Origin of the sequence: Lapidilactobacillus wuchangensis, assembly GCF_003946645.1 — a bacterium.
In the GTDB taxonomy this organism is placed as follows: domain Bacteria; phylum Bacillota; class Bacilli; order Lactobacillales; family Lactobacillaceae; genus Lapidilactobacillus; species Lapidilactobacillus wuchangensis.
Map to the genome: position 1 here is coordinate 303243 of NZ_RHOU01000001.1, position 19339 is coordinate 322581.

15 protein-coding genes are annotated in these 19339 nt (G+C 41.4%); 1 reads left to right on the forward strand and 14 read right to left on the reverse strand.

Annotated elements, in window-relative coordinates:
- Positions 1-140: 140 nt before the first annotated feature.
- The 5 genes from EKM82_RS01260 to EKM82_RS01280 form a co-directional block, all read right to left on the reverse strand.
- Positions 141-1772, reverse strand: a complete 1632-nt coding sequence (locus EKM82_RS01260) for an ABC-F family ATP-binding cassette domain-containing protein (RefSeq protein ID WP_125766516.1) — start codon at positions 1770-1772, stop codon at positions 141-143.
- 92 nt (positions 1773-1864) lie between these two features.
- Positions 1865-2236 carry a nucleoside triphosphate pyrophosphohydrolase family protein gene (locus EKM82_RS01265; protein ID WP_125766517.1) on the reverse strand — a complete coding sequence of 124 codons (372 nt, stop codon included), beginning with the start codon at positions 2234-2236 and terminating at the stop codon, positions 1865-1867.
- Positions 2237-2494: 258 nt separating this feature from the next.
- Positions 2495-3985 (reverse strand): ABC transporter substrate-binding protein/permease, encoded by a 1491-nt coding sequence (locus EKM82_RS01270; protein WP_125766518.1) that lies wholly within the window; start codon positions 3983-3985, stop codon positions 2495-2497.
- 478 nt (positions 3986-4463) lie between these two features.
- Positions 4464-6251 carry an excinuclease ABC subunit UvrC gene (gene uvrC / locus EKM82_RS01275; RefSeq protein WP_125766519.1) on the reverse strand — a complete coding sequence of 596 codons (1788 nt, stop codon included), beginning with the start codon at positions 6249-6251 and terminating at the stop codon, positions 4464-4466.
- 166 nt (positions 6252-6417) lie between these two features.
- Positions 6418-7158, reverse strand: a complete 741-nt coding sequence (locus EKM82_RS01280) for an amino acid ABC transporter ATP-binding protein (protein ID WP_125766520.1) — start codon at positions 7156-7158, stop codon at positions 6418-6420.
- A 177-nt stretch (positions 7159-7335) separates the two neighbouring features.
- On the opposite strand from EKM82_RS01280, the gene EKM82_RS11205 reads away from it, so the two are divergent.
- Positions 7336-7503 carry an SPJ_0845 family protein gene (locus tag EKM82_RS11205; RefSeq protein WP_164508006.1) on the forward strand — a complete coding sequence of 56 codons (168 nt, stop codon included), beginning with the start codon at positions 7336-7338 and terminating at the stop codon, positions 7501-7503.
- A 550-nt stretch (positions 7504-8053) separates the two neighbouring features.
- On the opposite strand, the gene yihA is transcribed toward EKM82_RS11205, so the two are convergent.
- The 9 genes from yihA to pnp all read right to left on the reverse strand — a co-directional run bounded on the left by yihA (position 8054) and on the right by pnp (position 19271).
- Positions 8054-8641, reverse strand: a complete 588-nt coding sequence (yihA, locus tag EKM82_RS01285) for a ribosome biogenesis GTP-binding protein YihA/YsxC (RefSeq protein WP_125766521.1) — start codon at positions 8639-8641, stop codon at positions 8054-8056.
- A gap of 96 nt (positions 8642-8737) precedes the next feature.
- Entirely contained in the window at positions 8738-9991 is a 1254-nt protein-coding gene (gene clpX / locus EKM82_RS01290; RefSeq protein ID WP_125766522.1) for an ATP-dependent Clp protease ATP-binding subunit ClpX, read from the reverse strand.
- A 150-nt stretch (positions 9992-10141) separates the two neighbouring features.
- The gene (gene tig / locus EKM82_RS01295; protein ID WP_125766523.1) at positions 10142-11431 is read right to left on the reverse strand and encodes a trigger factor; all 1290 of its coding nucleotides are present in this window, start codon (positions 11429-11431) and stop codon (positions 10142-10144) included.
- Positions 11432-11603: 172 nt separating this feature from the next.
- Complete coding sequence (locus EKM82_RS01300) at positions 11604-12170, reverse strand: GNAT family N-acetyltransferase (protein ID WP_164508041.1); 567 nt, start codon at positions 12168-12170, stop codon at positions 11604-11606.
- A gap of 143 nt (positions 12171-12313) precedes the next feature.
- Positions 12314-12487, reverse strand: a complete 174-nt coding sequence (locus EKM82_RS11210) for a hypothetical protein (protein WP_164508042.1) — start codon at positions 12485-12487, stop codon at positions 12314-12316.
- A gap of 535 nt (positions 12488-13022) precedes the next feature.
- Positions 13023-14213: an elongation factor Tu gene (tuf, locus tag EKM82_RS01305; protein WP_125766525.1), complete on the reverse strand. Its 1191-nt coding sequence runs from the start codon at positions 14211-14213 to the stop codon at positions 13023-13025.
- Positions 14214-14442: 229 nt separating this feature from the next.
- Positions 14443-15381, reverse strand: a complete 939-nt coding sequence (locus tag EKM82_RS01310; RefSeq protein ID WP_125766526.1) for a hypothetical protein — start codon at positions 15379-15381, stop codon at positions 14443-14445.
- An 83-nt stretch (positions 15382-15464) separates the two neighbouring features.
- Positions 15465-17144 (reverse strand): ribonuclease J, encoded by a 1680-nt coding sequence (locus EKM82_RS01315; RefSeq protein ID WP_125766527.1) that lies wholly within the window; start codon positions 17142-17144, stop codon positions 15465-15467.
- A gap of 9 nt (positions 17145-17153) precedes the next feature.
- Positions 17154-19271 carry a polyribonucleotide nucleotidyltransferase gene (pnp, locus tag EKM82_RS01320; protein WP_125766528.1) on the reverse strand — a complete coding sequence of 706 codons (2118 nt, stop codon included), beginning with the start codon at positions 19269-19271 and terminating at the stop codon, positions 17154-17156.
- Positions 19272-19339: the final 68 nt, after the last annotated feature.

A 19339-nucleotide genomic window follows, 5' to 3' on the forward strand; every position in this document is an offset into this window, starting at 1 on the left:
TCCAAGCGTCAAATTGTTTTTTTGATTTTAGTTACGGACGCTGATAATAACCAGACAAAAACACGTTGATTTTAGCCCATCAACGTGTTTAGTCACTTCATGTTTATTTTTTGTGCTTAGCTTTGGTTCAGGTTAGTTGTTTAGCTTTCCGCGCCGCTTAATTCAGCAATTCGTTGTTGCACTTGCTGATTATTACGGAATTCATCATAAGTGGTTTCTGCTCGATCAACAACACCATGATTAGTCAAGTAAATCAACCGATTCGCAATCGTTTGAATGAACTGGTGATCATGAGAGGCAAAGAGAATCGCGCCTTGATAATCAATTAAGCCATCGTTTAACGCCGTGATCGATTCCAAGTCCAAATGGTTCGTCGGATCATCCAGTAACAGGACGTTTGCTTTCAACAGCATTAACTTCGCCAACATGACCCGAACTTTCTCACCACCAGACAACACATTGACTGACTTCAGCACATCATCACCGGAGAATAACATCCGGCCTAAGAAACCACGTAAGAAGGTATTATCGTCCTCACCAGGTTCCGCAAATTGCCGCAGCCAATCCAAAATTGGCGTTGGTTCCGTAAACATTTGGTTAAAGTCATTTGGTAAATAAGCCTGACTAGTCGTCACACCCCAGGTAATCGTGCCTGAGTCGGGAGTAATTTCGCCAGTAATTGCTTTGAATAAAGTCGTTGTGACCATATCATTCTGGCCCAGAAAGGCCACTTTGTCATCCTTATTCAGAATGAAGCTAACCTGATCAAGAATTTTCTTACCATCGATCGACACCGATAAATTATCAACTTGCAACAGATCATTCCCAATATCACGATTAGGCACAAATTTGATAAATGGATAACGCCGTGAGCTTGGTTGAATGTCATCTAAAGTGATTTTATCAAGCATCTTTTTCCGGGAAGTGGCCTGCTTAGATTTAGAGGCATTGGCCGAGAAACGCGCAATAAAGTCTTGCAGTTCCTTGATTTTTTCTTCTTTTTTAGCATTCTGATCTGCCATTAACTTCTGAGCCAGCTGTGATGATTCCAGCCAGAAATCATAATTACCGGCATAAAGTTTGATTTGACCGTAATCAAGATCGGCCATATAAGTACAAACTTTATTTAAGAAATAACGGTCATGAGACACCACAATCACGGTGTTCTCAAAGTTGATCAGAAATTCTTCCAGCCAGTCAATTGAAGCAACATCAAGACCGTTGGTTGGCTCGTCAAGTAACAGCACATCAGGCCGACCAAATAACGCTTGTGCCAATAAAACTTTCACTTTTTGACCGGCTGTTAAATGAGCCATTTTTTCTTGATGCAAACTTTCGGGGATGTTCAGCCCTTGCAGCATTTGTGAGGCTTCACCTTCAGCTTCCCAACCACCCATTTCACCAAACTCGGCTTCTAATTCGGCGGCACGAATCCCGTCAGCCTCATCAAAATCTGGTTTGTTGTAAATAGCGTCTTTAGCCTGCATGATCTCGTACAAAGTCGTGTGGCCCATCAAGACCGTTTCCATGACCGTATATTCATCATAATCGAAATGGTTCTGTTTTAACGTGGCCAAACGTTCGTTAGGGCCTAAAGTCACGGCACCAGTTGACGGTTGAATTTCCCCTGATAAAACTTTGAGAAAAGTCGATTTGCCCGCACCATTGGCCCCAATTAAGCCATAACAGTTGCCTGGCACGAATTTAATATTGACATCCTGAAACAATTTGCGATCGGCAAAATGCAAACTGACATCACTAACTGTAATCAAATTAATAATCCTCATTTCATAAATGGTCGTTAATTCGCATTATACCGGCAATTTAGCCGGGTTGCAAGATGTGGTTGGGTAAAGTAGCACCCTTATTCTGGCCAAGTTCGACCTTGATTAACCTGATGCTTGGCCTGAATCAATTTGAGCGGATCCAAACCTAAAGCCCAGCACATATCGTAAACGTAAATTTGGACATCTGCTAATTCTTCTTGTAAATGCGCCAAATCACGGTCAGATAAAGGCTCATTTTCTGGATGCCATTTGAAAATTTCCAACACTTCATTGGTCTCACCCATTAAAGCAATGGCCAAATCCTTCAAATTACTAGTATCCCAGCCTTTTTCATGGCGAAAATCAACAATAGCTTGCATCATTTGGCGAATTTCTGGTGCACTAGTTTCATCTAATTTTAACTTAGCACCGTGATTCTCGGCATCTAATTCATGAATTTGTCCCGACATCTAAAAAGCTCCTTTGTTCATCGATTGATAACATCTTTTATTTTAGCATTGTTAGCGTATATTTTTAAAAAGTCTTGGCATAGCTTAGAAACAAAACTTGTACTGACTACATTGCGGGCTTGCTGGTTGTGGAACGCGGCCGGAACAGAGTCAGACGCCATTCCGTTTTAGATTTGTATCATAAATTGCTCTGGCCCCTAGTAAAAAGGTGTATTGGTCAATAAAACACCAACACACCCTTTTAGATAGCTATTTGTTTTACTCTGCTGCCTTTTTCAATGGATCTTTGGCATGCAATTTCTTTTCGAAATACTTCAATAACAAGGATAACAACAGTGTTAAGACGAAGTAAATCAAGGAAGCAATCACAAGTGGTAAGAACGGCTTGAAGCTAGAGCCTTGGACCACACTCGTCTGGAACATTAATTCACCAACACCGATCACACTGACGATGGCTGATTCCTTCAGTAGGGAAATAAATTCGTTACCCAAGGCTGGCAAAATCGTTTTAACTGCTTGTGGTAAAACAACTAGGCGCATCGCTTGTTTCCGTGATAAACCTAATGACCGAGCAGCTTCAGTTTGACCCTTTGCTACTGACTCGATCCCCGAACGGATCACTTCAGAAACATAGGCCCCAGAGTTCAGTGACAAGGCGACGGCTGCTGAAACGAAGGCAGATACATTAAGATGCAATAATTGGGTTCCGAAGTAAATCATGAACACTTGAACTAGCAACGGTGTACCCCGAAAATATTGAATATAGACAATGGCAATTGCCTTAACAATTTTATTTTTAGCCCGCTTCATTAATGCCAATAAAGTTCCTAATAAACTACCAAAGAAGACCCCAATAATCGTTAAAACAATTGTAATTCCAGTACCCTTTAAGAAATAACTGCCATAAGCCTGGAAGAAATTCTGCTTACTAAACATTTGGGCATTGGCTTCTTTACGCCATTCTTTAAATTGACCATTTTTCTGAACTTTGGTGATGGTTTTATTCACTGATGCCAAGTAAGCTGGCGCATCTTTAGAAACGGCCACCGCACAGTCATAATCAGAATTGGTAAATTTAATATTAGCTAAAGTTAACGCCTGGTTTTGTTGCACATAGGCATCAGCCACCGGTGCTTCAACAACCACGGCGCTTAATTTCTTTTGTTGCAAGTTAAGAATTAAGTCAGTCACTTTCTCCAACGAAACCACATTAGCATCGGTCATTTCGTCTTTAGCCGTGGTTTCTTGGGTCGTTTGCTTTTGAACACCGACTTTTTGACCTTTAAAATCCATGACGCTGCGATATTTATTTTCTTCGCCCTTCCGAACAACGACTTTTTGCGCAACTGTCAGGTATGATTTCGAGAAAGCAACTTCCTTTTCCCGTTCTGGTGTTGGCGTCATTGCTGAGACGATCATATCGACCTTACCAGTCTTTAAACTGCCCAATAAAGAATCAAAGCCCATTTCTTTGATCCGTAATTCGACGCCAATATCTTTGGCTACTTGCCGAGCCAGCGAAATATCGAAGCCGACAATTTTGTCTTGGCCATTAATGGTTTTGTGAAATTCATAAGGTGGATAATCAGCTGACACCCCTAAAACCATATAGCCCCGTTTCTTAATGGCAGTTAAGGTCGGGTCCGTTGCTGCTGCTTGTGTATTCTGAGTTGGCAGCGTCCCCAACGTCCCTAATAAAATCATGACTAAGGCAATTAAGGCCCATAATTTATGTTTGATTTGCTTCATCGAAATCTTCCTCTTCCAAATATGATAGGAATAGTATACCGCATTATTTATAAATATGCACTATTTTTTCTTAAATTGTTTTTTTATTCATTAAAAGTAATAATATTCAATTTGAAAATCCCGATTTGTCGGACAAAATACCAAATAGCGTATTTAAAATATTCAATTGTCTAAGCAAATTTTTTTAATTTTTTTACTGTCTAAGTTAAACTAAAGTCACTCCGGGGGACTAAGGAGTTGTTTGACTGATGAAGTATATAATTTTCACTTTAGAAATCGCGGCCTGTTTCTTGTGGCTAAAATATGGCACTCATTCTTTTTGGAGTGGTTTCCTAGGGATTCTGGTCATTATCGTTCTATCCCAACTTGCCCACACCCTGCTTAAGGCCCGCTGACCAGCCGCCGTTCTTAATCCTGACCAAAATAAAAACGTTGATCATCAAATCGATCAACGTTTTTCTCATTGGCAAAATATCGTTTATTGAATCGCTAATTTAATTGTCTGAGCAACAGTTTTGGAAATGCCCAGTTCTTGAATTTCCTCTAATGAGGCACTCTTGATTTTCTTCATCGAGCCAAAATGTTTCAACAGCTTAGTCCGAGTTTTCGGCCCAACCCCTTGAATGGTCTCCAACCGCGATGACAACGCGTTTTTACTGTGACTTTGGCGATGGAAGGTAATCGCAAATCGATGGACCTCATCTTGAATTCGTTGCAACAAATAAAAGCCTTGCGACTTGGGATCCAAATGAACGGGCTGCGCATCTGGGCCATAAATTAACTGGGCTGTTTTATGCTTATCGTTTTTGACCATGCCAGCCACAGGAATTTGTAAATCCAATTCATTACGCAACACATCTTCAGCGGCTTCCATTTCAATAATGCCACCATCCATTAAAATCAAATCAGGTAATGGCTTCTGTTCCTTTAGTAACCGTAAATAGCGCCGGCGAATCACTTCACGAGTATTGGCCGCTTCGTCAGCGCCATTCTGATGCTCAACTTCACCTTTTAACTTGTATTTACGATAACTATGTTTGTCAGGACGACCATCCAGGAAACTAACCATGGCCGAAACCGGCTCACTCCCTTGAATATGAGAATGGTCAAAGGCCTCGAGGACATGACCATCTGGCAAGCCCAAGGCGCTGAGAATTTCGTTCTGGGCACCCAAAGTTTGGCGCTCATCTAACTCTAACAAGCGAAATTTCTCATCCAAGACGAGCTTGGCATTTTTATTGGCTAAATCCAGCAAAGCCTTCTTCTGACCACGAGCTGGCGTGCGCACAGGAATCTGGAGGATTTCTTCCAGCACATCCTTTTCTACGCCAGCTGGCACCAGAATCTCTCGTGGCAACACATTATCTTTACGACTATAAAATTGCAAGATAAAGGTACCCAATGCTTCCATGGGATCATCAGTCACCAAAGGGAACAAGCGCTTGACCCGCTTCATTAACCGCGCCTGCCGCAGGAAGAAAATTTGCACCGACAACCAACCCTTATCCACATAAAAACCGTAAATATCACGGGGAGTATGATCATTAGAAATAATTTTCTGTTTCTCAACCGTGGCAGCAATATAATGTAACTGATCACGCAATTCTGCCGCGCGCTCAAAATGCAATTCAGTTGAGGCTGCCTGCATCTCCCGGGTTAATTTGCGTTTGATCACATCCACATGACCATTTAAAAACCGTTTGATCCGCTCGATTTGTTGCTGATACTCTTCAACAGGCACCTCGCGGAAACAAGCGCCCAAACACTGGCCCATATGATAATACAAACACGGCCGCCCTAAATGCCCGGCACAACGCCGCAAAGGGTAAACTTTCTGCAAAAAATGCATGGTTTCTTCAGCAGCGTAAACATTGGTATAAGGCCCAAAATAATAAGCACCGTCTTTTTTGATTTCACCAGTGATTTGCATGATTGGATCACGCTCGTTGGTGATTTTGATATAAGGATAATTTCCGCCTTGCTTCAAGCGAATATTATAATAAGGCTTATATTTTTGAATTAAAGTAATCTCAAGTAAGAACGCTTCTTTATTGGTTGAAGTAATAATTGTTTCAAAATCGACAATTTCTGCGACTAACCGTTCTGTTTTGCCAGTGTGACTACTTTTAAAATAAGAGCGGACCCGATTTTTTAAATTCTTCGCCTTGCCAACATAAATGACTTGGGCATTTAAGTTTTTCATTAAATAACAACCAGGCAAATCAGGGAGTAGTGCTAATTTATGTTCCAGATGTTCTGAGGCCAACTGGCTCACCTCCAACTTAATAACGTCCGCAGACGTAAAAAAATAGTTAACAGTTTCCTGTTAACTATTATACGATAATATGTTCGCTTTTAAAAATATAGTTGATTACTAATTTCAAGTCAGTTATTTTAAGTGCCCGTGGATTTAAAATAGCTTTTTAAGTGGTCTAACTTTGGAGTACCTTTGATAAAAAGTCTTGAGTCCGTTGTTCTTGAGGATGGTCAAATACTTGCGTTGGCGTCCCCTTCTCAATGACCTGGCCATCATCCATGAACCAAACTTCATCGGCCACGTTTTTAGCAAAGCCCATTTCGTGGGTGACGATTACCATGGTCATCCCAGTTTGAGCTAACTCCTTCATAACATTTAGCACTTCGCCAACCATTTCCGGATCCAAAGCTGAGGTCGGTTCGTCAAACAACATCACATCAGGATGCATCGCCAACGCCCGCGCGATGGCCACCCGTTGTTGTTGACCGCCTGACAAGCTGCTGGGCATTGCTGCTGCTTTATCACCCAGGCCAACCTGTTCCAAAAGTGCCAGTGCTTGCTTATTGGCATTGGCCTTATTTAATGATTGCACATTTAGTGGTGCCAAATTAACGTTATCTAAAACTGAATAATTCGCAAATAAATTAAATGATTGGAACACCATGCCCATTTTTTCGCGAACTTTATCCAATTCAGTTTCTGACAGTTGATTTAATTCTTGGCCTTCAAATAAGACTTCGCCAGCTGTCGGTTGTTCCAATAAATTCAAACAGCGCAAGTAAGTACTTTTACCACTACCTGAAGGGCCGATCACGACAATTACTTGTCCCGCCTGAACCTCTGAATCAATACCTTTTAATACTAAATTATCGCCAAACTTTTTTTCTAATTGTTTCGTTGCTAAAATTGTTTTCATGTTCACACCCACTGTAAGTAATGAAGAAAGTATAGCATTAAATTTATAAATATGCAATATCATTCGGAAATAAAAGTTATTTATGAATATTTATTCTATTTTTGATTTCACAAAAAATTCTTTTTATCTTGGCGTAAACCGTGGTATGCTAGCAGTAAGAAAGCGTAGGTGACACCCATGGCTATAACAGTAAAACGTGATGATAAACTAACAAGTCTTTTCGATAAATTTGCCACCCTGCCTGACGATAAAAAAGATGGCGTCATGGCTCAAACAATCAAGGCCGACCAAGATAAGCAAGCCAAAGCTGAGAAAAAATCAGACGAAGCGGAAAAAAATAAGTAATCTTTGTTGCTGACTAGTACAGTATTAGATTTGGTTGTATGCCACTATTTTTGATCTTGGTCGATACTGATTAAAGCTAAGTTCAAAACAATTAGAACCTGGTGAGGCGTTTAAAACAGATCAGTGTCTGACTGCATTGCGGGCTTGCTGGTTGTGGAACGCGGCCGACACTGATCTGAGCCAATTTAGTGGGACTAATCAGCTTGATTCAAATTTTTTTCACAACCGAATAGTATTACAAAGGCCCGTTTGACAAACTTTCTGATTTTATCCAGAAAAATTGTCAAACAGGCCTATTAGCTTACATTAATTTGGTTTTCTAATTAGTGGTCATCAGTTCTGTAAATTTACTTGGGTGGTTGCTGGGCGATTGGCGTCAGCTGTGAAATTATTCTTAGCGATTTATCGCTTAGAATAAGTCTCGCATTTGAGATTGTTGCGTTAGCAATAAGCTCAAATCGACGACCACAGCGTTCCACGCCAGAACAATCGCCCAGCAACCACCTCTCCCAATTGGGGAAGACTTAGCACAATACTGCTACTACACTACCTATTTCGCGATTCGCTGTTCGATCCAACGCCAAATATCCTCATAACCAGTATTTGCTAACGCACTAGAAGGTAACACTAAATCCGATTTAGGCACTTGTAAGACCTTGCGAATCCGTTGCAAACTACCAGCTTGATGATTACGCGTCACCTTGTCCATTTTAGTGGCCACTACCAAAATAGGTCGTTCATAATAACGAATAAAGTCGTACATGAGTTGATCATCTTCGCTAGGATCATGACGACCATCAACTAGCAGAATGACCCCTTTTAAAGTTTCACGTTCTTGAAAATAAGCTTCACAGATTTTGCCAAATTGTTCCCGTTGTTTTTTAGAAACTTTGGCATAGCCATAACCAGGCACGTCGACTAAATTCATATCTTGGTTGATCTGATAAAAATTCAAAGTCTGCGTCTTACCTGGCTGACTTGAGGTGCGCGCAAAGCCCTTGCGTTGAACTAGGCGATTGATCACCGACGACTTACCAACGTTAGAGCGACCAGCCATGGCAATTTCTGGTAATTGATTTTTGGGATACTGTGCTGGGGCCACCGCACTGATTAATAATTCGATATCTTTAACTTGCATTTTGCCCCTCCTTTACATTCACTCGTTGCTTATTATTTTAACATTTAATTTAATAAAAAAACCACCTGCATTAATTTGCAAAGTGGTTTTATTTGTTTACGAAGCTTTTTCACTTTGATGAACTAATTCAGGTTTGCCAGTGCCTTCAACGGCCTCTTTCGTAACAATCACTTTAGCCACATCTTTTTCTTCAGGTAAGTTAAACATTGTATCCTGCATAACTTCTTCCATAATTGCTCGTAAGCCACGGGCACCAGTATCGCGGGCGATTGCTTCATGAGCCATTGCCTTCAAAGCGGCTGGCGTAAATTCTAATTGAACATCATCCAATTCGATTAATTTCTGATATTGCTTAACCAAAGCATTCTTGGGTTCAGTCAAAATCTTAACCAAATCGTCTTCATCCAATTTATTTAAGGCCGTGATAATTGGGATCCGACCAATGAATTCGGGAATAATCCCAAACTTCATTAAGTCTTCAGGAATAACCTGTTGCATGATGTGCGCCGAATCAGCAATCTTTTGCTTTTGCTCATTAACCGCACCAAAGCCAATCACTTGTTCACCTAGTCGGTTACGAATGATATTTTCGATACCGTCAAACGCCCCACCAACGATGAATAAAATGTTAGTTGTATCAACCTGAATCAGTTCTTGTTGCGGATGTTTGCGACCGCCTTGTGGTGGCACGCTAGCAATCGTCCCTTCAAGAATCTTCAGTAAGGCTTGTTGCACACCTTCACCAGAAACATCACGCGTAATTGAGACATTCTCACTCTTCTTGGCAATCTTATCGATTTCGTCAATATAGATAATCCCTTTTTGCGCGCGCTCAACATCATAGTCAGCGTTTTGCAACAACTTCAATAAGATATTTTCAACATCTTCACCGACATAACCAGCTTCAGTTAAAGTTGTGGCATCAGCAATTGCAAATGGGACATTTAAAATTCGTGCCAAGCTTTGCGCTAAGAAGGTTTTACCAGAGCCAGTTGGCCCAATTAAAGCGATGTTACTCTTCTGTAATTCAGTCTCACCCTTGTCAGCAGTCAACATATGGTTAACCCGCTTGTAATGGTTATAGACGGCAACTGAGAGTGCCTTTTTCGCATCATCTTGGCCAATGACATATTCGTTTAAGAAGTCAAGAATTTCACGGGGACGTGGTACATCGATTTGTTGTTCAGCAGCATCTGCTTGCAACTCTTCATCTAAAATATCTTTGCAGAGATCAATACATTCATTACAAATATAGACGCCAGGTCCAGCAATGATTTTTTTAACTTGATCTTGAGTTTTCCCACAAAAAGAACATTTAACCGTTCCTGTGGTCTGCATGTTATCAAACATTATCTGTCCACCTTTATTCACTTAATTTAGTGTAGAATCATAACACGATTCTGTTCACCTTGTAAAGTTATTTGTCTGGATAGGCTGGACAACTGAATAAAAGAAGGCTGAACCCTACGTTCAGCCTTCTCCATTAAAAACTTGAAACGCTTATTTATCTTCTTCGACGGCTGAGTCAGTCACAATGTCGATAGCTTTCTTGATACCGATATCATGCTTCAACATATCGTCAGTCAAAGCTTTCCGTACAGCGTCAGCTTCCATGTTATATTCAGCTGCTAGGTCATTGATTTCCTTGTCAACTTCTTCTTGACTTGGTTCAATATCTTCAGCCTTAACAATTGCTTCTAAGACAAGGTTAGTTTTAACATTTTGATCAGCATTTTGTTCAAATTGTTTGTGTAAGTCGTCTTCAGAAGTACCAGTTAATTTGTAGTACATGTCAGGGTTAACACCTTGGCGTTGCATATTGCCTAAATATTGATCCATTTGGTTATGAATTTCTGTTTCAATCATGGCTTGTGGTAAGTCAACGATTTCAGCATTGGCAACAGCACCATTAATGGCAGCTTCTTGCTTTGCAGATTCAGCTTGTTCTTTCTTGTTCTTAGCTAATTCGTCCTTGATCTTAGCTTTTAATTCAACTAAAGTACTAACTTCTTCGTCAATATCTTTAGCGAAATCATCGTCTAATTCAGGAACTTCTTTAGTTTTAACTTCGTGAACAGTTGTTGCGAAGTGAGCTTCTTTGCCAGCTAATTCCTTAGCTTGGTAATCTTCTGGGAAAGTTACGACAACATCAACTTCATCGCCAGATTTGTGACCAATTAATTGATCTTCGAAACCAGGGATAAAGCTATTTGAGCCTAATTCAAGTGAATAGTTCTCAGCGCTACCGCCATCAAACTTCTCACCGTCAACAGTCCCAACATAGTCAATCACAACTGTGTCGCCTTTTTCGCTAACGCCGTCTTCTTTTAAGACAAGTTCAGCTTGTTGTTGACGACGCTTTTCTAATTCAGCATCAACGTCAGCATCAGTTACTTCAGTGTCTTCCTTAGGTACTTTGATACCCTTGTAGTCGCCTAATTTAACTTCTGGCTTAACTGTAACTTTAGCTTTGATTACCCAAGGTGCTTTAGGATCCATCTTTTCAACACTGATTTCAGGTTGAGCAACGGGTTCGATCTTAGCTTCAGCAATTGCTTGTTCATAGCTATCTGGTAACAAGATGTTTAATGCATCTTCGTACAATGAAGCTTCACCGTACATTTGGTTGAAAACTTCGCGGGGCACTTTACCCTTACGGAAACCAGGTACGTTCAAGTTCTTCTTAACACGTTTAAATGCTTGGTCTAAACCATCACTGATTTTATTTACATCAATTTCAAAAGTGAGTTCACCATCATTGGTGCCTTTTTTCTCCCATGTGGCCGTCATTAAATTTACCTCCGATATATTACGTCTATCTGTTTTTCATACTTATTAATAGTATCTTATTTGCCAAAAAAAGTAAATGAAACTTTCTCATAACTTAGATAAATAGCGGGTTTTTAGTATAATTCCGTCAAACCGACCAGCTTTTACCATTAATTTCGGTCACAACCACAAATTAATTAAATTCAGCGGGCTTTGGCAACGGACCAACTAGCTCAAATAATTCCGCATCATCGAATTTACCAGCCAAGAATAGATGCTCTTTTAGTTGACCAACCGACCGAAAGCCAGAGCGAGTGGCCACGGCCCGACTTTTGTGATTGGCCTGATCTGCTAACAGTAATAGCTTATGAAAGTTACCTGTGGTGAACAATTTATCAGCAAAATTCAGTAAAGCCGCGGTCATAATGCCGTGGCCTTGAAACTCAGCTGCTAACCAATAGCCAATTTCGCCTTGGCGATTAAGCGCACTAATATTGTGCAAATCCAACATTCCCGCCGGTTGATTATCGACTAAAATCACCACCAAAATTAAATCGTTAGTGGCAATTTCAGCCCGGGCATGCGCCAAAAATTTGGCCTCATCAGCCGCGGAGTTCATGAGCGTCGCCCAAGGTAACCAGCGACTAAATTCGTCACGATTTGCAACAACTTGTTCGTAAAGTCCTGCCGCATAATCCTCATCTGGATAAGCAAGCTTGATAAGATGGTCTTGGATTTGAAACTGACTAAAAGTAAACATGCTGATCATCACCTGATTGTTTTTTAATTGTAGCGCTATTGATTTTTTATTATAGAATTATTGCGTTAAAAGTCAATTGTTTGATTAGCTCTTGCTTTGCCGACTTCCGTCATGGAGGTGCACCAGTAAGGCTCCAGCAGGCGTTAGTAATGACAGTCAAACAGAATAGCGTCTGACTCTGTTCCGGGCTGCTTGGCGTGGAACGCGGCCGACACTGATTGATGCCAATTACAAACCAAATTGTCATCAATCCAGGTCTTATTGTAAGTGCTAAAGCACCAACAATAATTTGGCGGCTGACGCCAAGATCCCTCCACGCCGTCTGGAGTTGAAGCGGTGCATTTCATCTTTGTTAGTACTTAACGCAATGTTCGTGGGATTCAGTAACTCAATTCAAACAGTAATAATAGTTAAGTAGCAAAAAAAAGGCTGTGTGGCAACTCTATTCTCAGTAGAGATTGTCACACCGTTTTTGGATCACCACAATCTGGTTCGGCCAAATAGTGGTGCTCAATTTAGTTAGTTTCATCAGGTGGTGGCGGCGCAATTGGCGTCAGCCATGAAATTATTCTTGCCGCTTTAGCGGTTAGAATAAGGCTTGTATCTGAGATTGTTGCGTAGCAATAAGCTCAGATCAATGCCCATGGCGTTCCACGCCCCTCAAATTGCGCCGCCACCACCTCACCAATTAGGAAAGACTTGACGTCACCATATTCCACACCCTCTAAATCGCTGGGACCTGTCACTAACCTACTAGGAAACGACTTAAACCCAATTAAGACGACCATCTATTGCAATTTTATGTACAAAAAAACTCGCCTAAGCGAGTTTTTAGAATCATCAACTAATAGATTAGTCTAAGATTTCAGTTACCTGACCGGCACCAACAGTACGTCCACCTTCACGGACAGTAAACTTAGTACCTTTTTCAATAGCAACTGGTGCAATTAAGTCTACTTCAAAAGTGACATTGTCACCAGGCATAACCATTTCAACGCCTTCTGGTAATTCGATAACACCAGTAACGTCAGTAGTATGGAAGTAGAATTGAGGACGATAGTTTGAGAAGAATGGTGTATGACGACCACCTTCATCTTTACTCAAGATATAAACTTCGCCTTTGAACTTGTTATGAACTTGGATTGAACCCGGCTTAGCTAAAACTTGGCCACGTTCTACTTGATCACGGTTAACACCACGAAGAAGTACACCAACGTTATCGCCGGCTTCACCAAGATCCAAAGTCTTACGGAACATTTCAAGACCAGTAACAGTTGACTTCAAGATTTCAGGCTTCAAACCGATAACTTCAACTTCGTCACCAATCTTAACAGTACCACGGTCGATACGACCAGAAGCAACTGTACCACGGCCAGTAATAGTGAAGACATCTTCGACAGGCATCAAGAATGGCTTGTCAGTGTCACGAACTGGAGTTGGGATATATTCGTCAATAGTATCCATCAATTCTTCGATAACTTTTTCTTGTTCTGGGTCGCCTTCAAGAGCCTTCAAAGCTGAACCACGGATAACAGGAATATCGTCACCAGGATAATCGTATTCAGATAATAATTCACGGATTTCCATTTCTACCAAGTCGATCAATTCGTCATCATCAACTAAGTCAGTCTTGTTTAAGAAGACAACTAAGTAGTTAACGCCGACCTGACGAGCTAACAAGATATGTTCCCGTGTTTGTGGCATAGGGCCATCAGTTGCAGCAACAACTAAGATAGCACCGTCCATTTGTGCAGCACCAGTGATCATGTTCTTAACGTAGTCAGCATGTCCTGGGGCATCGATATGAGCGTAGTGACGCTTCTCAGTTTCGTATTCGATATGAGAAGTGTTGATTGTGATACCACGTTCTTTTTCTTCTGGAGCGTTATCAATTTGATTGTAATCTTCTGCTTTAGCGAGACCCTTCTTAGATAACACTTTTGTAATAGCGGCTGTCAAGGTAGTTTTACCATGATCGACGTGGCCGATAGTCCCAATGTTTACATGGGGCTTAGTTCTTTCGTAATGCTCTTTTTCTGCCATTATAAAATGAACCTCCTGTAATATTGCAAGAAGAATCGACGCTTGCATGGTTGACGCCGAAAATTCTCTATGATTAATTATACTACTTCCCGCACAGAAAAACCATGTTCCGCAAAGGAAATATTCCTTTCTGATTATACGGAGAGTTAGCGAGATTGTAAATACCTTTTCCGAGGAAAAATTGCTTTTTTTAACAAAATTCGTCATTTAGCAACAATTTGGGCACGATTTACTGATTAGCGGCCCGTAATAACTGTTGTTCTTGCTCCTGCCAAAAGGCAATTTGGTCTTTAGCTGCCGACGACAAATCCGCCGCCACTTGGCCAGTCGTTAAGAATTCTTGCCAATTTGATAACGGCCTCAGTTCTTGCTCGCAAAAAGGATATGTTAATAACAAATAAGTAACCAGATTGCTTTGGGCAAAACTCAAATTTGAATAAACCAACTGTCCGCTGTCCAACTGTGTCGTTAAATACTGCATCATTTCTTGATAAACTGGCAACTGATCAACGGCCAATAACTCATTATTGGTCAGCTGACGCAATTGTCCTCGCCAAAATAAACTAACAGTTACTGGCCGGCTTAAACGTTGCAGGTTAACGAGAATTTGCATTCGCAAAAATGGCAGCAACAACGGATTCTGCAAGATTGGTTGAACTACTTGAACATAGCTTGACGGTGGCAAACTTAATAGCGGCGCCAAATTCAACTGATGATCAGCCAAAGGTTTCAGCAACGCCTGCTTCAACAAATCGTTGGCATGTTGTAACTGCTCTGGCGCAACAATAACTTGAGCTAATTTTGCTTGCCATTGTTGTGTCGCCGTTTGTTCAGCTGGCGACAGTTGATAGTCCTGACTGGTAAAGACATCTGGCGCCTGATCAACCAACAAATAGCCATGAGCTTGCCACAATAGTTGCCGATAACCTTCCAAATCATGTTCTTGGCAAAAATAATCGATCATCGTCGTTGTGGCTAGCAGTTCTTGAGCCAGGACCAACTTATCGGCAGCCAATGCAACTTGTAAATAATGTAAAGTCACCGCGGCTTGATCATCTAATTCATAAGCTTGTTTTAGATAGGTCAATGCTTGTAAGTATTGCTGTTGTTGCTCTTGTTCTTGAGCCAGCGCGAGTAAGTTTTCAACCGAGACGGAAAATTCAGGCATCGTTCAACCTCTCCTCATTCATTAGCAATTAATTGTCAAAATTGCTGGTTAATTATAAATACGCCAACTCAAGAAAAAACTTTTTAACGATGGCGATTTTGATTAACTTCCATGATCACTGGCAAAATCACAGGATGACGTTTCGTTTGGTCGTATAAATACTTGCTAAGATTCTCACGGACATCTTGCTTTAAGTTATTCCAATCGAATTCTTTGTGAGTCAAATTATTATCAATTGTTTTAACAATAATTGCTGAGCTTTCCGACATCAAGTCACGATTAGCTTTAACATAAACGAAGCCACGAGAAGTCAGTTTTGGTTTAGCAACGATTTTCTTCTTACGCCGGTCAATGGTGACAACGGCAATAAAAATTCCGTCATCGGCCAATAAACGACGATCTCGTAAGACAATATTGCCAATGTCGCCGACACCCTTACCATCGATCATCGTGTCACCAGCAGTTACTGCTGCCGCTAAATGAAACTGGCCCTTATCATACTTGAGCACATCGCCAGCCTTAGTAATGAAAATATGATCTGGTTGCAGCCCAGTTTCTTCAGCGATTTCCGCATGAGTTTCTAAGAGACGATATTCGCCTTGGACGGGCATCAAGTTCTGAGGATGGACCAAATTGATCATCAACTGCAGATCAGTTTTGTTGGCATGACCAGAAGCATGCAGATCATCACCAATGGCTTTTACAGTCCCGCCGGCGCGATAAATCATATCGCGCATTTTAGCGACAGTTGTTTCCATGGCATGCGATGGCGTCGTGGCAATAAAGACCAAGTCGCCCTCTTTAATATGCAATAAACGATGACGATTAGTAGCCATACGTTCTAATGACTTCAATGGTTCGCCCATTCGGCCAGTTTCCAAAACAATTGTTTCTTCAGGCTTCAAGGTCTTTAAGTCTTTCGTTAATGCTAAAAGATTAGGATCAGGTAAGGTTAAATAATTTAATTTCAACGCGGTTTTAACGATCTTTTCCAAATCGCGACCAGTTAAAATCACTTTACGGCCGGTTTTTGCAGCTGCATCGAAAATTTGTTGCATTCGTTCAATGTTGCTAGCAACTGAGGCCACAATAATTCGACCGTTATGATATTTGAAAGTTTCCAAAATATAACTTAAAATATCACGGCCACTGCTGATCTCATAAGGCGATTCTGCATTAGAAGAATCACTTAACAACAGCAATGTCTTGCCACGACCAACATCAGCAATCCGCGCATAGTCGGTTTGGAACATTGGCTTAGCTGCTTGATCAAACTTAAAGTCGCCAGTATAAACAATTTGACCAGCATCAGTTTTGAGATTGATCCCTAAAGAGCCAGGAATCGAGTGGGTTGTTTTAAAGAAACTAACTGTTGCATGATTGAAATCAATTGCTGAAGTTTCGTCGATGACATGAAAGTCTTTGAAATTACGCGTCTTCTTCTCACCATTAACCGTAATTTTGGCTAAGGCAATTGATAACTCTGAACCAAAGACTGGCACTTGATGTTCTGCCAAAAAGTATGGCAAAGCCCCAATTGCATCAGCATGGCCGTGAGTTAGAAAGATGCCGACAACTTTATCGATATTTTCGTAAAGATAAGTGAAATCGGGAATCACCACGTCGATCCCCAGCAATTCATTTTCAGGATACATTAAGCCGCAATCAAAAATATAAATTTCATCCTCGACTTCAACAGCATACATATTTTTACCGTTTTCGCGGACACCGCCAAACGGAATAACTTTTAAATTTTGTACCATTTTAACTCCTTAATTTTCTGTTTGCGATTCATCGGTCAATAACGCTTTACGAGAAGCATTGATTCGACCCTTGCCATCAATACTGATTACCTTGACTAGTAATTGATCGCCTAATTTAACCGCATTTTCTACTTTATCTAAGTGACTCATTGTTAATTGTGAGATATGAACCAAAGCATTTTTACCACGAGCCAATTCAACAAAAGCACCAAAGGCTTCGATGCGATTGACAGTACCTAAATAAACGCCACCAACTTTGATTTCTCGGGTCAAGTCGGCAATAATACGTTTTGCCTGTTCAATTGCCGCCAAGTCAGTCGCACTAATCGTCACTTGACCAGTCTGCTCAATATTAATTTTAACACCAGTTTGGGCAATAATCTCGTTGATTGTTTCGCCACCATGGCCGATAACGTCTTTGATTTGTTCTGGCTTGATCATCAATTGTTCGATTTTCGGAGCGTAAGTACTTAATTCAGCCCGATGTTCGGGAATTGTTGCCGTGATCGTCGCCAAAATTTCTAAACGGGCTTGCTTAGCTTGGGCCAAAGCCTCGCCAAGAATCTCGCTAGTGACACCTTCAGCCTTAATATCCATCTGTAAAGCTGTAATTCCTTGAGCTGTTCCGGCAACCTTAAAGTCCATATCGCCAAGATGATCTTCGATACCTTGAATATCCGTTAAAATGGCATAATCGGCGCCTTCTTTAACCATCCCCATGGCAATGCCGGCAACAGGTGCTTTGATTGGCACCCCACCATCCAACAAAGCCAAAGTGCTGGCACAAATACTAGCCTGAGAAGAAGAGCCATTGGATTCCAGAACGTTAGAAACGAGTCGAATTGAATAAGGAAAGGCTTCAATACTAGGAATCACTGGTTTCAAAGCCCGTTCACCTAAAGCACCGTGACCAATTTCGCGGCGGCCAGGTGCGCCGTAACGACCTGTTTCACCAACTGAAAACTGGGGAAAATTATAATGATGCACGAACGTCTTCTGATATTCGGGCAATAAGCCATCGATCACTTGGGCTTCACCTAAAGGCGCCAAAGTTAAGGCCGTTAAAACTTGAGTTTGCCCACGGGTAAATAAACCGGAGCCATGAGTTCGCGGTAATAACCCAACTTCTGCTGATAACGGCCGGATTTCGTCTAATTGCCGACCATCAGGCCGAATTTGCTCCGTCAAAATCAATTCGCGAACAAGCCGTCGTTCTAGGTCAGCCAATAACTCATCGACTAAACTAACCACACTGGTTGCATCATTACTGTCCGCCATTGCCGCATAATGGTCATGAGCCAAGGCTTTGACGGCGGCAATATTTTCATCCCGAGCCTGCTTATCTTTAGTTAAAATTGCCGTGCGCATGGTTGCCTGATAATGATCATCGACTTCAGCACTTAATCCAGCGGGAATCTCTGGGGCAACAAATTCTGCTTTGGGTTGACCTACCGTCGCAATAATTTCTTGTTCAAACTCGCAAAGTTCTTTTACTCGCGCCAAGCCAAAATCCAAAGCTGCTAACATATCGCTTTCAGCAATTTCTTGACCACCGGCTTCGACCATATTAACTGCCGTAGCCGTGCCAGCAACGGTTAAATCCAAATCAGAATCTGCTAATTCATTAGATTGTGTATTCAATTGCAGTTCGCCATTGACGCGCGCAACTTTCACCCCGGCAATGGGTCCTTCAAAAGGAATACTAGAAATACCCAATGCTAAAGAAGACCCCAGCATTGCCAATAATTCTGGGCCAGCTGTCGGGTCAGCACTAAACACAATATTAGTGATTTGAACATCATCATGATAGCCATCAGGGAACAACGGCCGAATTGGACGATCGATTAAACGCGCCGTCAGAGTTGCATGGGTACTTGGTTTACCTTCGCGCTTGTTGAAGCCACCAGGAATTTTACCAGCGGCAAACATCTTTTCATCATAATTAATCGTCAGGGGAAAGAAATCTTGATTCCCACTGGCCGGTTTATGCACGACCGCACTTAAAACAGCCGTTTCACCATAGCGTACTAAAACTGCGCCGTCAGCTTGTTGGGCTAATTGTCCAACTTCAACTTGTAGGTTTTGCCCACCCCATTGACGTCGAAAAACTTTTTTTTCATGTGCCATTTGCTTCGATCCTTTACTTTTATTTTAATTCTATGTATAAAGAAAGCGAGATCGAAATGACCTCGCCA

Coding starts and splice junctions, on each gene's coding strand:
- EKM82_RS01265 (WP_125766517.1), bottom strand. CDS start 2,236: ATGTCGGGACAAATTCATGAATTAGATGCCGAGAATCACGGTGCTAAG.
- EKM82_RS01270 (WP_125766518.1), bottom strand. CDS start 3,985: ATGAAGCAAATCAAACATAAATTATGGGCCTTAATTGCCTTAGTCATG.
- EKM82_RS01280 (WP_125766520.1), bottom strand. CDS start 7,158: ATGAAAACAATTTTAGCAACGAAACAATTAGAAAAAAAGTTTGGCGAT.
- EKM82_RS11205 (WP_164508006.1), top strand. CDS start 7,336: ATGGCTATAACAGTAAAACGTGATGATAAACTAACAAGTCTTTTCGAT.
- yihA (WP_125766521.1), bottom strand. CDS start 8,641: ATGCAAGTTAAAGATATCGAATTATTAATCAGTGCGGTGGCCCCAGCA.
- clpX (WP_125766522.1), bottom strand. CDS start 9,991: ATGTTTGATAACATGCAGACCACAGGAACGGTTAAATGTTCTTTTTGT.
- tig (WP_125766523.1), bottom strand. CDS start 11,431: ATGACGGCCACATGGGAGAAAAAAGGCACCAATGATGGTGAACTCACT.
- EKM82_RS01300 (WP_164508041.1), bottom strand. CDS start 12,170: ATGTTTACTTTTAGTCAGTTTCAAATCCAAGACCATCTTATCAAGCTT.
- tuf (WP_125766525.1), bottom strand. CDS start 14,213: ATGGCAGAAAAAGAGCATTACGAAAGAACTAAGCCCCATGTAAACATT.
- EKM82_RS01310 (WP_125766526.1), bottom strand. CDS start 15,381: ATGCCTGAATTTTCCGTCTCGGTTGAAAACTTACTCGCGCTGGCTCAA.
- EKM82_RS01315 (WP_125766527.1), bottom strand. CDS start 17,144: ATGGTACAAAATTTAAAAGTTATTCCGTTTGGCGGTGTCCGCGAAAAC.
- pnp (WP_125766528.1), bottom strand. CDS start 19,271: ATGGCACATGAAAAAAAAGTTTTTCGACGTCAATGGGGTGGGCAAAAC.